Origin of the sequence: Haloferax marinum, assembly GCF_009674625.1 — an archaeon.
Lineage (GTDB): Archaea > Halobacteriota > Halobacteria > Halobacteriales > Haloferacaceae > Haloferax > Haloferax marinum.
The window spans coordinates 2,257,860-2,271,568 of the sequence record NZ_WKJQ01000001.1 but is presented as its reverse complement, the minus strand read 5'-3'; the positions used below and the strand labels follow the sequence as shown (position 1 = coordinate 2,271,568).

Genomic DNA, 13,709 nt, shown 5'->3' with positions numbered 1-13,709 from the left:
CCTCAATTCAATCGAATTCGACCAAGTGAAACCATGAATGCCAAGCGTGATTCATTTCGAATGTGGTGTCTCTCAGATCTCTTCAAGGTCTAAAATAGAGGGGACTCTGCACCGCAGATACCAAACCTAAAACGCTACGAAAGCCGCTTGGACATTATTTTCCACCCAACACATTAGTAGTGTTATTTTCAATTGCGACCTCAAATGCAACTCTCCTCTCCATCTCGTCTACAACACAAGTGAAATGTGAGCTCGGATAATCCATATTTTCTTCCCAATACTCATTGGGTGCCTCTACCTCAATATTCTCGAGGAAGAGTGACTCTACTCGCTCTACACCGATAACCCGGTGTGAGTCAGAATCTGAGGGCGGTCGGTATGCAGAGGTCTTGGTTCGCCCTAATAGGATTTCATCATCGTGCCTCACAATTGTACGTGCCTCGTTGAATCCTGATGTATGGCTCCGTATCCGATTTTTAAGTCCGTTTTCGCCGTTGTCTGCATGACTCTGTCCTACGTAATACCAAATTGAATCGTCAGAGTTTCTGAGTAATTCAATTGCATAGACATACGCGTCTGCTGCTCCCTGGAAGCCAGGAACCTCCGATATGAATTCTTCATAAGAAGTAGATGTCCCAGAATCAAATGGTGTGCCAACAGTCCCTGGGTTTTTGACATCATCAATTGCGTAAACTGAATTGGGATCATCGCGTAGATACCTGACCATTTTCAAACCATTTGCACTTCAGCATAATAAATCTCAAGACCGATTTAATTCGAAACAAACTCGCTCGAAAAATCTATTACACGGTGTTGAATGTTCTCTACTGTGACACTTGAGGCAGTTGTACAGGGCGAATTCCACGCTTCCCCACGGGACGCCAAGAACCTCCTTGAAAGAGATACGTCAACAGCAGATGCACTCTTCGTTGAAGGTCGAAGCGCGACTATCCAATTGGACTCGTACACGCACGGATACGTCCTGTTTCTCCTCGGGTACCTCACGCTCGAACTCATCTATCTGACGAGTGATTGGGTCTACGGACTCATCCCTGGTTGTGGGTGGGATGCACGGGAAGAGGCAGAGAGGAGAGACCTCGTCATCGAAGATGAAATCGACGCTGAGTTACACGAGGTATGGTACCTCGCCCAGGGTGAGACTCGCCGGCGTCTGTACTACCTCGCGGTTGCGGCGGTCGCCTACGCATTACTCAACCCATTCATCGGATCCCCCGTTTTTGGCATGATTCCCGTTGGGTTAAGCTCAGTCATCATCGCATGTCTCACTCCACTTGGCTTCTCTGCAGGAGTGGTCATCCTTGCAGTGGGCGGTGAAGGCATTCGGGACGACATCATGTCTGAGTCCATTTTGGAAACTGCCGAGGACAAGGGGTACGAGGAGATACTGGTTCTATGCGGCCAAGGCCATGTGGAAGGTATTGAACAAGAACTCGAAGATGCAGGTTGGGATGTGGAACGTAACGACAGTACTCACCCACTGACCAGCGCCGGCATCTGGATTTGAGATACAGTCAGTTCGTCTATCAACGACAGAGGGTTTCAACAGAGGCGAGTGTTCGGATATTCACATATTCGAATACACGCGAACCCGGCTACTCGTGTTACCGGGTAGCCAAATATGCACATACACGACTAGTTTTCATTTGGGATTCGCGGTGTCTCTCGGAGTTACGTTTGGGACGTGGTCAGAAATCATTTTTCAGAGAATGCACCGACATACTGTGATTATCGTTTGGGAAACGCGCACCATGATATCAATGATGACCGAGAGCACTGTGTATAGTAGTATACACAACTAACCGAATGTCCAGATAGACGGGTACGCGCATATACGTATATTCGCGCTCACGGATCCTCTCGGGGTGCTACAGACTCCCACCACACCCACAGTTTTGGAATCTGTTTCAAAAATCAGGCTGGGAGATGAGTCATGTCGCGTTCTCTCCAAAGATCAACTTTCTCGTTAACGTAACGCCGGCGCAAGGCTATCGCCCCGCTCAGGAGGCGAATCCGGGCCTAACTCATCCTCGCTAATACTATACTCCTTCAACGTCTCATTCAGAACTGGATCAATCTCTCTGAACGCCTTATGACACGCCGTGTTCACGTCGTTCCTGAGTTCGTCGAGTTCAGACATCAAATCCGGGATTTCATCCCGTAACGGAACAATCTCATCCTTCCAAGCGTCCCAAAGTGAATGGCCACGAACGCCGTCATCCACCTTCAACGCAAGCACAGCGAAGTCCTGCACCTGATCAGAATCTCCCTCGAAATCATCTAATTCTTCCAAGATCAGCCGTTGGATCTCATATACTGCCTCTTGGTAGGTATCAGAATACTTCTCTACCGACTGGTACACATCGTAAGTCAAGCCATTGTCCACGTCAATATGCGCGGTGAAGCGTGGAATAGACTGAGTACCGTATCCCGGTTTTACTTCGTGATATGACCGATAAACCGATTCACCGATCACAGTCTCATTCGGGCCATTCCATCCGGGCTCCCCGTCTCGGATAATCCTGCGAATTCGTTGTATGTCTCTTCTCAGCGGTAACAAGGCTGATTCTAACCGTTCGATAATGTTCGGTCGGAATTGGTGTCGTTCGCGAATTTCGATGTCTCGCCGCATTTGTGATACCATACTGTACGTGAGGAAGACATACCCAAGCGTGCCGATTGTCAAGACCCCATCCATCAGTAACCCTGCCCCCTGTATGCTGAGTATTTGCTGATCGGTGGCTACGATGATGCTGAGAACGAGGAGTATCGCCCCGCCGATGATTACTGCTGTTTGTTTGGTTGAGAGGCCGTCCTCAAGGGAGAAATCCATACTTAGTGTCTATTGTTCTGTCAGTTAATGCTCCGGGTACGGGAGAGGAATCAGAGCTTCCTTGTCACTCATCGCGCATCACCCTCGCTGTGGTCGGAACCAATACGCGCACCTCGGTTCACCACTGATTCACCATCTTCGAAATGAAGGGGCCGTCGTCGAAATGAAGACCCCACAATCGAAATGAAACCGACACACTTCACTTCATCACTGCAGGAATCTCGACTCACATTCACTCCTCACACTTCCAGGTCGCAGTCGCACGTCGCTGGCGACGTCACGCGCGACACCACTCGCGCGACCGCCACCGCTGTTCGGCTAGAACTACCGGCGAAAAGTACTTCAAAAAGAGGATTCGCACCTTTTTGGATATAGTCCCAGGCGGACTCCCCCCGGTCGCCGAGCACAACCTCGCCGCCCTCGGCGATCGCGTCCAACCAGTCGTAAACCGTCTGTTCGGGAAACCTAAGCAACTGTTCGATCTTCCTCGGGAACGATCCCTCTGATTGTTGATAGTGAATGCATCAGCGCGCACGAGAACGTCGGCTGGTGCAAGGTTTTATTACGGTTCGTTCACCATCCGTTGTCGGCTCTACGGAAATCGCATGACTGCTTTGACCACCCACTGCACTGCAAATGGAATCAACCCCACCATGGGCGCGATAGCAGTGCGAAACCCGTCGCTGTATGGCGATTGTTGTCGGCACCAAAACGAGGGTAGCAAGAAATGGGCCGGCTCAGATTCGAACTGAGGTTACGGCCACCCGAAGGCCGAAGGATACCAAGCTACCCCACCGGCCCGCATTTTGAGGCAAGCCACGATTGCGTTTAACAGTTGTGATTAGTGGCCACCGTCAGACTCGATGACACACGGTCACCGCCGCTCAGTACTGCGAATAGCCCTTGGTGTCGAGGTAGTTGTGCGCCACCGTAATCGAGTGGTCGGCGTGGAGGATTTCCGGACCCAGACGAACTCGTTCATCCGAAACATCTGCCAGCAACTCGGCTTCCTCGTCGGTGAAGTCGTTGTGGTCCGAGAGGACGAACAGCGGGTTCTCCGGGGGTTCGACGTCGACTACGGGGTCACCATCTTCGTGGAGTTCCACGACAGTCGAATCGCGGGCCGCCTCCTCCAGCGTCGCCTCGAATCCCATCCGGCGAATCGAGACGCCCGGCGACGACTCGGCGGGCATGTGGCCGATGGCCTCGTCGCGTTTCTCCAGTGCCTTCCGAACGAGTGCGGCAGTCGAGCGCTCGTCTGGGTTGAGTCGCCGGAGTTCGGAGCCTTCGAATCGGACGGTGTACTCGTCTCCGAGGACGAGGTGGACGCGCACGTCCTTGCGAATGTCGTGCGAGAGGAAGAACGCAGAGTTGACACAGCGGCAGAGGACGTCGAGACGGCCGGCACCGCCGGCGATGTCGTCCAGCGAGAAGTCGGGTGTCGTCGGCACGTCGTGGCCGAGGACGATGAATTGACGCATGAGAGCGACTCGGCCGGAGAGGGCCTTAGCCCTGTTCACTCGAAGTGACGACGAGCAAGCGTGTGCGCGGGTGCACAGGTATCCCCCACCGCGCACGTCTTATCGGCAGGACGCTTACCCGAGGTAAGTGAGTACCCAATCCAGACGCGACCCGATGGTCCGTCTGTTCAGCGAATACGGACGCGAGAACCTCCCGTTCTTCGTCGTGGGGTTGCTAGCGAGCGTCCTCAACCGACTCGTGGGTATCGTCCCAGCACTGGTTCTCGGTGTCGCCATCGACGCCGTGTTCTTCCAGAACACCGCGTATCGCCTTCCGCTGGTCCCCGAGACGTGGCTTCCGGCGACGATTTCGGGACAGTTCTGGCTGAGTTTCTGGCTGGTCATCGCGGCGTTCGCCGCCGGCGTCGGCCTCTCGTGGGTACAGGGACTCGGACTGGCAGTCTACTCGAACCGCGTCCAGCACGCCGTCCGCGTCGACACCTACGACGTGCTCCAGCACCTCGATATGACCTTCTTCGACGACAAACAGACCGGACAATTACTGTCGATTCTCGACAGCGACGTGCGAAACTTGCGGACGTTCCTCGACAGCACGCTCTCGGGTGGCCTGCAACTCGTCGTCTCCGTCGTCGGTATCGCGGGCGTGCTTTTCTACTTGAACGCGCAACTCGCCGCCGTCACCCTCGTCGCCGTCCCGTTGCTCACAGTCTTCACCGTCTGGTTCATGCGGACGATTCGGCCGATGTATCGCGCCCTCCGCGCGAGCGTCGGCGCGCTCAACACGCGTATCGAGAACAACATCGCCGGGATGGAGGTCATCAAAGCCTCGACGACAGAGGAGTACGAGACCGAGCGCGTGGCCGACGCGTCGATGGACTACTACACACGCGCGCTCGCGGTGGTTCGGTTGGACTACCTCTACCAACCGACGATGGAACTCCTCGCAGGCGTCGCCTTCGCGGCCACCTTCGCTATCGGTGGTATCTGGCTCATCACCGGGCCGCCGGGGCCGTTCACCGGCGAACTCCTCGTCGGTGAGTTCGTCACGTTCCTGTTTATGACCCAGCGGTTCATCGACCCGCTCTCTGGCGCAGGACGCATCGTCAACGCCTACGAGAACGCTCGCGCCTCTGGCGAGCGAATCTTCGGGCTGACCGACCGCGACGTGACGGTCCGAGACGCCGCCGACGTGGTCGACCTCGGTCCCGTCGCCGGTCGCATCGAGTTCGACGACGTCTCGTTCGCCTACGCGGCAGGTCGGCCGGTCCTCTCCGACGTGTCGTTCGTTGCCGAGCCCGGCCAGACGGTGGCGCTCGTCGGGCCGACGGGTGCGGGGAAATCGACCGCTGCAAAACTCGTCTTGCGTCTCTACGATACGACCGAGGGTGCAGTCCGCGTCGACGGCCACGACGTTCGTGACGTCTCGATTCGAAGCCTCCGTGAGGCCATCGGGTACGTCAGTCAAGACGTGTATCTGTTCGACGGAACCGTTCGGGAGAACCTGTTGTACGGGGCGTTCGATTCGACAGACGCAGCGATGGTCGCGGCCGCGACGGCCGCCGAGGCACACGAGTTCGTCTCACACTTACCCGACGGCTACGACACGCGCATCGGCGAACGCGGTGTGAAACTCTCTGGAGGGCAACGTCAGCGACTCTCCATCGCCCGCGCGATGCTTCAGGACCCGAAGATACTCGTCTTGGACGAGGCGACGAGCGCCGTCGACACCGAGACGGAACTGCTCATCCAGCGCGCGCTCGACCGACTGACGACAGGGCGGACGACGCTCGTCATCGCCCACCGTCTCTCGACGGTTCGACACGCAGACACGATCGTCGTCCTCGACGAGGGGCGGGTCGTCGAATCCGGGACTCACGACGAACTCGTCGCAGAAGGCGGCCTGTACGCGACGCTCTGGGGGGTACAGGCGGGCGACGTGTCTGGAATCTCTGCCGACCTCATCGACCGACTCGTCGAGCGTGGTCGCACTGCCGACTTACTCACAGACGGTGTGACGACAGACGGAGGAGAAGAGTGAGCGTGGGAGACAGAAGAAAAGAGTGAACGAGGGAGACGGAAGAAAAGAGTGAACGAGGACCTCACCGAGACTGGGCGAGATAGGTGAGTGCTGCGCCGCTTGCGACACCGACGGCGACGCTCGCCGGGTCCAGATTCGGGATGAGCGTCGTCGGATTCTCGTAGACCCGCGCTATCGACGGTGTGCCACGCTCGGGGACGTCGACGACGTACTCGTGGACCTCACCGGACGCCATCGCCTTCGAAATTCTCGTATCGAGTGCCTCAGTTTCGAGACCCGCAACCTGCACACGCATCTCGTAGTCTGTCTCTCGAGTGGCGACCACTGCGAGACGGTACCGTCCCGGTGGCGCGTCGTACCGATACCGCGTCGCCCACACGTCGGTCCGTCGCCGGTCCATATACCCCGAGTTGTTTCTCCCAACCGGGTTGCCGTCCGGGTCGACGATGGCGAGTGAGACGTCTTTCGTATCGACAGCGACGCGCACGACTCGTTTCAAGAGGTGCCCGAAGTCGTCACGGGAGTTGCTCTCTACCGGTGACGTGGTGTCCGCGTTCGACCGAATCGCGCGGTCCCAACGGTTGAAGACGAAGGCGTCGTATTCGGCATAGCCCGATACTGGTCGCGTCTTGCTCGCGTCGATAGTAAACGTCCGTTTCGTCTGCCGATACTGCCGGGCTGGGTAGTTGGGGTCGTAGAGTGCGAGCTGTGCCCCATCGGCCGTGTCGGTGTAGTCGTAGGCGAGGACCTGATGCGACGTTCCCGACACCGTGTCGACGAGCGTGACGCCGGCCGTCCCGAACTCGTCTATGACTGCGACCAGCGCGGCGAGTTCTGCTTCGAAGTCGATGTGTTTGGGTCGGAACATCCGACGGCGGCCAAGCCACGCGTGGATGTCGAGCAGTTGTCGCGTCTGGTAGTGGTCGATGAGGTCACCGATTGGCCCCTCGTCGGACCCGAGCGGAATCTCCGGGTCGGACACCTCGGCGGCAACGTCGACTTCGTCGGGGAGGTCACCCGGCCGCTCGAAGTAGCGCTGTGCCGCATAGGTCATGCCGTAACAGTGTCCGTTCGACGCCGCGAGTTGGTTGACCGAGACGGAGAGCTGTCGAGAGAGGAGCGTGAGCAGCGCTCCCGGTGTGTTCGAGAGTGCGTATCCAAACACTTCGGCGAAGGTCGATTTCCACTCGCGTCGAATCCGCGCTTCGACCGACGCCGGGTCGACGCGGACGTGCTCGTGTTCCGGATACCACGTATCTTTCGACGCCCAGTTCGGAAACCCGAATCCGTCTCGCACTGGGTCGAATCTAGACTCGGACTGCGATGCTCCGGCGACGCCCGCGAGGCTTCCCGTGACGCCAACAGCGGTGCCAACACCCGCGAGAAATTCCCGTCGCCCGAGCGGAACCATGCACCATCTGTCGAGTGAGACCCCTTTAGCGTTACTCACGTGCTACCATACGACATAGATACCACTCGGCACGAACTCAGCCAGCCCATGCCGATGACTCCTCAGTAGCCGGCAACCTGTCCGTCTTTCCGCGGTTCGGTCGCCCCCGAGAGCGTTCCGTCGTCCCAGCGGGCGAACTGTGCACCGCCGAACATCGCCGCCGGGAGCACTCGAACATCGTGGCCTTTTCGGGCGAGTTTCGCACCGAGACGGCCGGCGAGTCGGTCTTCGACTGCGAGCGTCCCGTCTTCGCGGTACCGCCAGCGAGGCGCGTCGAGAGCGGCCTGTGCAGGCAGGCCGTGGTCGACGAGATTCGAGACGACCTGCACGTGCCCTTGCGGTTGCATGTACCCGCCCATCACGCCGAAGGCCGCCCAGTCGTTCTCACCGAATTCGAGGAGGCCAGGAACGAGCGTGTGGAACGGACGTTTTCCGGGTTCCAGCCGGTTCGGGTGGTCGTCGTCCAGTGAGAACGACGCGCCACGGTTCTGCAGGGCGATGCCGGTGTCGCCCGCGACCAGTCCGGACCCGAATCCGGCGAACCGAGAGTTGATGAACGAGACGACGTTGCCGGCGGCGTCGGCGACACAACAGAGGACGGTGTCGGCGTCTTCGGCGTGGGCGTCTGGAACGCCAAACGTCACGTCGTGGTTCGCCTCGTCGCCGATTTCTTCGGCCCGCTTCGCCGCCCACTCACGAGAGGCAAGCGGAGGAATCTCCTCGTACTCGGGGTCGGTGATGTAGCGGTGGCCGTCGTGGAACGCGACTTTCGTCGCCTCGGCGAATCGGTGGACCGACTCGGCCGAACCGAACGGATGGTCGCCGGCGTCGACTTCGTCTGCGACGTTGAGGGCTTCGAGTGCGATGAGTCCCTGATTGTTCGGCGGGAGTTCGTACACTTCGACGCCGCCGTACGTCGTCGAAACCGGCTCGACGAACTCGGGTTCGAAGGCGGCGAGGTCGTCGGTCGTGAGAAATCCGCCGTTCGACTGAACTTCGTCGGCGATGGCCGCCGCGACGTCGCCCTCGTAGATGACGTCAGCGCCCTCGTCGGCAACTCGTTCGAGTGTGCGACCGAGTTTCGGGAGTGTGACAGTCTGGCCGACTGTCGGCGCAGCACCATCGAACAAGTACGCGTCGCGGGCGTGGTCGGATTCGAACAGGCCTTCGCCGTGTTGCCACTGGGCCGCCACGACTTCCGTGACGGGATAGCCTGCTGTCGCGTAGTGAATCGCCGGTTGGAGTACGTCTCCCAACGATTTCGCACCGAAGCGGTCGAGGGTCGCTTCCCACCCGCGTGCCGTCCCAGGAACGGTGACCGTGTGGGCACCGGTCTCCGGCATCGTCGCCTCGTAGAGCGGGACACCCTCGTCCGACGCGACTGCCTTGCGAACCTCGTCACGCGTCGCCGCCGCGGGTGCGCCGCCACAACTGCGCATCGCGCCGACCTCGCCATCGGCGGTTCGATAGCAGGCGAAGACGTCGCCACCGAGGCCTGTCGACGTCGGTTCGACGACGTTCAGTGCGGCGGCCGCCGCCACGGCGGCGTCGAACGCGTTGCCACCGTTCGCGAGAATCTCCACGCCCGCCTGCGCGGCCAGTGGCTGACTCGTTGCGACGACGCCGTTGGGGGCGTAGACAGTCGACCGCCGGGAGGTAAAGCGGTCGAGGTCGGGAGTTAATTCGGGCATGGAGTGAGCTTCGTAAACACACCGCATAGCCTTTCGGCTCCCGGAGAGGGTGACGGAGGCGTCGGGAGGACACAGAGAAGGACGTGCTGTTGAATTCTCCGGCCATGCTAGTTTGTCGAGGCGTGCTGAATAGCGGGCGCGAGTCAGTCAGTAGTTTCTCACAGTAGTTTCTCACGTTCTTGTTGTGAAAGCAACACATAGGTTCGGGGAAGATGGTACTCCATGTGATTTCGCACGACTGCAGATGCCGCTTCTCGCGGTCTATCTACATCGCGTCTGATAATCTCGGCGTGCTCCTCGGGTTTGCCATTCTACTGCTTGTGGGGACACCCTATGCCGGATTGTTCGACTTCTGACGACTCCCTACCTCGGACTCATTGCCCGATGCGTTTTGCGAAAAGGTCGAGCGTCGTCTTCACAACTATCGCAAGTACCGAGAGGAACACGACAGTCCCGACGAACGACCCAAGTGCGACAGCGAAACCGGACGACAAACTGTTCAGAGAGAATATCAGGGCGATGACCGCAATGTAGGTCATCTCTTTTTTAGTAGGCAGGTCCATGACGGACGTCACGTTCTTATTACATATGAGTCCTCCCGCTACCGCGGCCTCAGTGCTCGTGGGACACTCCTCGAAAACCTGTGTGGTTCGTCTGGTTCGGGATGGGAGCAACAATTGAGGGTCTCAGATGATACACCCACCCTCTCTCTTCAGCACACGGGTCCTATCAACTTCCCAAATATTCAACAAACCCAAAAGAACAGATAGCGACCGAAACGGCCGAAACGCGCCGAAGTCAGTCGGTCAGTCCGTAGCCACGTCGGAAGAGTGCGATGTCGATGCCGACGATGGCGAGCGTGAGTCCGGAGAGGATACCGAGCGAGAGGTTCGGGTCGACTTCCGTGACGCCGAGGAAGCCGAACCGGACGCCGTTGACCATGTAAATCATCGGGTTGAGGAGCGACGCCTGTCGGAACAGTTCCGGAATCTCGTTGAGCGAGTAGAAGACGCCGCCGAAGAAGACGAGCGGTCGGAGGATGAACTGGTTCATCATCGTCAGGTCGTCCCAGTCTTCCGCCCAGAGACCGCCGACGACGCCGATAGAGGCGAACAACAGCGTGATGACGAGCATGAACGCGACGAGGTAGAACGGTTTGGCGACGCCGACGGCGGTGAAGAACGCACCGATGAGGGCGATGAGGACGCCGACGACCAAGCCGCGAGTCGCGCTGGCGAGGATGTACGCGCCGACCATCGACGTGTACGACAGCGGCGACGTGAGTGCCTCCTCGATGTACCGATTCCAGCGACCGTGGAAGATAGAAAAGGAGGCGTTCTCGAAGGCGTTCGAGACGGCCCCGAGGACGATGAGTCCGGGGAGGATGAACAGGATGTACCGGACGCCTGCAATCTGGTCGATGCGCTCTCCGAGGATGACGCCGAACACCGAGAAGTACAGCACGTTCGTGATAAAGGGTGGGACGAACGTGTTTCGGGGGCGGCGAACGAATCGGAGTATCTCACGACGCAGGAGGGCGACAAAGCCCGTCAGGTCGACGTTCATTGGTCGACCTCCATCGTCGCGCGACCCTCACCCTGTCTGGTCATCTCGACGAACACCTCTTCGAGCGACGTGCGCGAGATTTCGAGGTCGACGATTTCGTGGCCGGCGTCGTCGAGCGCCTGCACCACGTCGGGGGCGACGAGGCCACCCTGTTGGGCGGTGACGACGAGTCGGGTGCCGTCGAGTTCGACGGATTCGACCCGGTCGTCGTCGGCCGCGAAGTCGGGGATAGCAGTCGGTTCGTCGCGCAGTTGGACGACGATGTCGTCTGTGCCGCGGTCCATCAGTTCCTCGGGACTGGCGACTTCGATGATTCGGCCGGAGTCGAGAATCGCCACCTCGTCACAGAGCCGTTCTGCTTCTTCGATGTAGTGCGTGGTGAGGAGAATCGTCGTCCCCTTGTCGTTGAGGTCGATGATGGTCTCCCACAGTTCGTGGCGGAGTTGTACGTCCACGCCCGCGGTCGGTTCGTCGAGGATGAGCAGGTCGGGGTCCGTGATGAGCGCCCGTGCGAGCATGAATCGGCGTTTCATCCCGCCAGAGAGCCAATCGAAACGGGTGTCGCGCTTGTCGTAGATGCCGACGCGTTTGAGGACCTCTTCGGCGCGTTCTCGTGCCACGTCTCGTGGAATCCCGTGATAGCCGGCTTTCGTCTCCAGAATCTCCTGGATTGGGAAGAACTTGTCGACGTTGAACTCCTGTGGGGCCAGCCCAATCAGGTCACGGGCCTCGCGGTAGTCGTCTTCGACGTCGTATCCGAAGACGGTCGCCGTCCCGCCGGACTTGCGGACGAGGCCGACGAGGATGTTGATGAACGTCGTCTTTCCGGCACCGTTGGGACCCAACAGTCCGAAGAACGACCCTTCGGGCACGTCGAGGTCGACACCGTCGAGCGCCGTGACGTCGCCGTAGGACTTCGTCAGGTTTCGTATCTCTATCGCAGATGCCATTCGCTGTTGCGTCGTCAGGTGTGGACCCGATTAAGCGTGCTGTACGCGGAATGCACTGTGAACGCATGACACGGCCACTGGTGAGGGTTTGCTATGCTGTGACATGCCAAATTAACACCTATTATTCGACCGTATCAAAATAAGTCATTAACGAATATTATCATTATAAATGATTAACTTTTAATATCGCTCTCGAGTCGAACCGAGTGAGGTAACGCACAATGGTAGTATCCGCAGTATCCGACGCAGCACAGCACAAATCGACCGACACCCGCTTCGACCCCTATCGACCACCCACACCCCCGACGTAACCAATGACAGACCGACCCAACACGACTCGCACCGACACGACGACCCGCTCGACGACCACCACGCCCTCGACGGCGACGAACACTCGTTCGACGACCACGACTCGCCCTCCCCGGCCATCGCGGCGCTACCCCAACGACATTGAGAACATGGACGCGCCGCTCGTCCCCTTCATCCAGCAGCCCGGTGAGGAAGACGAGATGACGAACATCCGACGAGAACTCGCCGCGCTCCGTAGCCAACTGAACCGGATCGAGCAGACGATGCAGACCACGACTCCTACCGACACCCAATGAATCCGACCGAACTCGACAGCGACGTCTTCACCCGCGATATCGACAATCCGAAAGCCCGCGAACTCCGCGAGATGCTGAACACGCAGGACTTCGTGTTCGCCCCCGGCATGTACCACGCACTCGACGCCCGTCTGGCCGAGATGACCGGCCACGACGCCGCGTACATGTCCGGCTACTCGACCGTCCTCGGCCAGTTCGGCTTCCCGGACCTCGAGATGGTCACGATGACCGAGATGGTCGAAAACGCCAAGCGGATGGTCGAAGCGACCAACCTCCCCATCATCGCCGACTGTGACACTGGCTACGGCGGAACCCACAACGTCCGCCGTGCCGTCCGCGAGTACGAGAAGGCCGGCGTCGCTGCGATTCACATCGAAGACCAGACGACGCCGAAGCGCTGTGGCCACATCGCAGGCAAGCAAATCGTCTCCCGCGAGAAGGCCCGTGCTCGCTTCGAGGCGGCCGTCGACGCCAAGCAGAGCGAGGATACCATCATCATCGCTCGCACGGACGCCTACGGCTCGTCGAACGGTGACTGGGAAGAACACCTCGAACGCGGCCGCATCTACGCCGACGCCGGCGTCGACCTGGTCTGGCCCGAGATGCCCAACCCGAGCAGAGAAGATGCGGTCGAGTACGCCGAGACGATTCACGAGACGCATCCCGACCTGAAACTCGCGTTCAACTACTCGTCGTCGTTCGCGTGGTCGGAAGAAGAAGACCCACTCACGTTCCAGGAACTGGGTGACCTCGGCTACAAGTACATCTTCATCACGCTGTTCGGTCTCCACTCGGGCGCTCACTCCGTCTACGAGGACTTTAAAAAGCTCGCCGAACAGGACGAACAGGGACAGTTCGACCTCGAACAACGCTACCTCGGCCACCCGACCGAGAGTCACCACGAACTCTCGTTCGTCTCGCGGTATCAGGATATCGAGACGAAGTTCGACCCCGAAGCACGACGTCGCATCGAGCAGTCTGAAGGCTTCAGCGAAGACCAGGCAGACCCCATCACCTCGAACGACGACTAGGGGTTCCACGCAGAATTTCTGCCACACCAATTCTTAACAACAAATA

12 protein-coding genes and 1 tRNA gene are annotated in these 13,709 nt (G+C 58.9%); 4 read left to right on the top strand and 9 right to left on the bottom strand.

Annotated features, from left to right (window positions below; genetic code table 11):
- Nucleotides 1-154: 154 nt before the first annotated feature.
- Nucleotides 155-727, bottom strand: coding sequence for a hypothetical protein (locus GJR99_RS11495; RefSeq protein ID WP_151112285.1), 573 nt, complete (start codon nt 725-727; stop codon nt 155-157).
- 102 nt (nt 728-829) lie between these two features.
- Between GJR99_RS11495 and GJR99_RS11490 the strand changes: the two genes are divergently transcribed.
- Nucleotides 830-1,525, top strand: coding sequence for a hypothetical protein (locus GJR99_RS11490; RefSeq protein ID WP_151112283.1), 696 nt, complete (start codon nt 830-832; stop codon nt 1,523-1,525).
- Between the two features lie 459 nt (nt 1,526-1,984).
- Here the strand turns inward: GJR99_RS11490 and GJR99_RS11485 are convergent, their stop codons facing one another.
- The 3 genes from GJR99_RS11485 to trmY form a co-directional block, all read right to left on the bottom strand.
- On the bottom strand, nt 1,985-2,851 hold the full coding sequence (locus GJR99_RS11485) for a hypothetical protein (protein ID WP_151112281.1): 867 nt from the start codon (nt 2,849-2,851) through the stop codon (nt 1,985-1,987).
- Nucleotides 2,852-3,579: 728 nt separating this feature from the next.
- A tRNA-Pro gene (locus GJR99_RS11480) sits at nt 3,580-3,652 on the bottom strand.
- Nucleotides 3,653-3,735: 83 nt separating this feature from the next.
- The gene (trmY, locus tag GJR99_RS11475; protein ID WP_151112279.1) at nt 3,736-4,332 is read right to left on the bottom strand and encodes a tRNA (pseudouridine(54)-N(1))-methyltransferase TrmY; all 597 of its coding nucleotides are present in this window, start codon (nt 4,330-4,332) and stop codon (nt 3,736-3,738) included.
- A 154-nt stretch (nt 4,333-4,486) separates the two neighbouring features.
- On the opposite strand from trmY, the gene GJR99_RS11470 reads away from it, so the two are divergent.
- On the top strand, nt 4,487-6,370 hold the full coding sequence (locus GJR99_RS11470; RefSeq protein ID WP_151113942.1) for an ABC transporter ATP-binding protein: 1,884 nt from the start codon (nt 4,487-4,489) through the stop codon (nt 6,368-6,370).
- A 61-nt stretch (nt 6,371-6,431) separates the two neighbouring features.
- Here GJR99_RS11470 and GJR99_RS11465 read toward each other — a convergent pair whose 3' ends face one another.
- From GJR99_RS11465 to GJR99_RS11445, 5 genes are all read right to left on the bottom strand, one after another.
- Nucleotides 6,432-7,781: a hypothetical protein gene (locus tag GJR99_RS11465; RefSeq protein WP_151112277.1), complete on the bottom strand. Its 1,350-nt coding sequence runs from the start codon at nt 7,779-7,781 to the stop codon at nt 6,432-6,434.
- 101 nt (nt 7,782-7,882) lie between these two features.
- Complete coding sequence (locus GJR99_RS11460) at nt 7,883-9,511, bottom strand: gamma-glutamyltransferase family protein (RefSeq protein WP_151112275.1); 1,629 nt, start codon at nt 9,509-9,511, stop codon at nt 7,883-7,885.
- A gap of 374 nt (nt 9,512-9,885) precedes the next feature.
- A complete protein-coding gene (locus GJR99_RS11455; protein ID WP_151112273.1) occupies nt 9,886-10,074 on the bottom strand; it encodes a hypothetical protein in 189 nt (62 codons plus the stop codon).
- Between the two features lie 235 nt (nt 10,075-10,309).
- Complete coding sequence (locus GJR99_RS11450) at nt 10,310-11,077, bottom strand: ABC transporter permease (RefSeq protein ID WP_151112271.1); 768 nt, start codon at nt 11,075-11,077, stop codon at nt 10,310-10,312.
- Nucleotides 11,074-12,027: an ABC transporter ATP-binding protein gene (locus tag GJR99_RS11445; protein WP_151112269.1), complete on the bottom strand. Its 954-nt coding sequence runs from the start codon at nt 12,025-12,027 to the stop codon at nt 11,074-11,076. Before GJR99_RS11445 ends, GJR99_RS11450 begins: the two co-directional genes overlap by 4 nt.
- A gap of 314 nt (nt 12,028-12,341) precedes the next feature.
- Between GJR99_RS11445 and GJR99_RS11440 the strand changes: the two genes are divergently transcribed.
- Nucleotides 12,342-12,632: a hypothetical protein gene (locus tag GJR99_RS11440; RefSeq protein ID WP_151112267.1), complete on the top strand. Its 291-nt coding sequence runs from the start codon at nt 12,342-12,344 to the stop codon at nt 12,630-12,632.
- Entirely contained in the window at nt 12,629-13,663 is a 1,035-nt protein-coding gene (aceA, locus tag GJR99_RS11435; RefSeq protein WP_151112265.1) for an isocitrate lyase, read from the top strand. The genes GJR99_RS11440 and aceA overlap by 4 nt, the downstream gene beginning before the upstream one ends.
- The last annotated feature ends 46 nt before the right edge of the window (nt 13,664-13,709 follow it).

What these genes read in the sequence shown, in the direction of transcription:
- GJR99_RS11495 (WP_151112285.1), bottom strand. Translation starts at nt 727, where the DNA reads ATGGTCAGGTATCTACGCGATGATCCCAATTCAGTTTACGCAATTGAT.
- GJR99_RS11485 (WP_151112281.1), bottom strand. Translation starts at nt 2,851, where the DNA reads ATGGATTTCTCCCTTGAGGACGGCCTCTCAACCAAACAAACAGCAGTA.
- trmY (WP_151112279.1), bottom strand. Translation starts at nt 4,332, where the DNA reads ATGCGTCAATTCATCGTCCTCGGCCACGACGTGCCGACGACACCCGAC.
- GJR99_RS11470 (WP_151113942.1), top strand. Translation starts at nt 4,487, where the DNA reads ATGGTCCGTCTGTTCAGCGAATACGGACGCGAGAACCTCCCGTTCTTC.
- GJR99_RS11465 (WP_151112277.1), bottom strand. Translation starts at nt 7,781, where the DNA reads ATGGTTCCGCTCGGGCGACGGGAATTTCTCGCGGGTGTTGGCACCGCT.
- GJR99_RS11460 (WP_151112275.1), bottom strand. Translation starts at nt 9,511, where the DNA reads ATGCCCGAATTAACTCCCGACCTCGACCGCTTTACCTCCCGGCGGTCG.
- GJR99_RS11455 (WP_151112273.1), bottom strand. Translation starts at nt 10,074, where the DNA reads ATGGACCTGCCTACTAAAAAAGAGATGACCTACATTGCGGTCATCGCC.
- GJR99_RS11450 (WP_151112271.1), bottom strand. Translation starts at nt 11,077, where the DNA reads ATGAACGTCGACCTGACGGGCTTTGTCGCCCTCCTGCGTCGTGAGATA.
- GJR99_RS11445 (WP_151112269.1), bottom strand. Translation starts at nt 12,027, where the DNA reads ATGGCATCTGCGATAGAGATACGAAACCTGACGAAGTCCTACGGCGAC.
- GJR99_RS11440 (WP_151112267.1), top strand. Translation starts at nt 12,342, where the DNA reads ATGACAGACCGACCCAACACGACTCGCACCGACACGACGACCCGCTCG.
- aceA (WP_151112265.1), top strand. Translation starts at nt 12,629, where the DNA reads ATGAATCCGACCGAACTCGACAGCGACGTCTTCACCCGCGATATCGAC.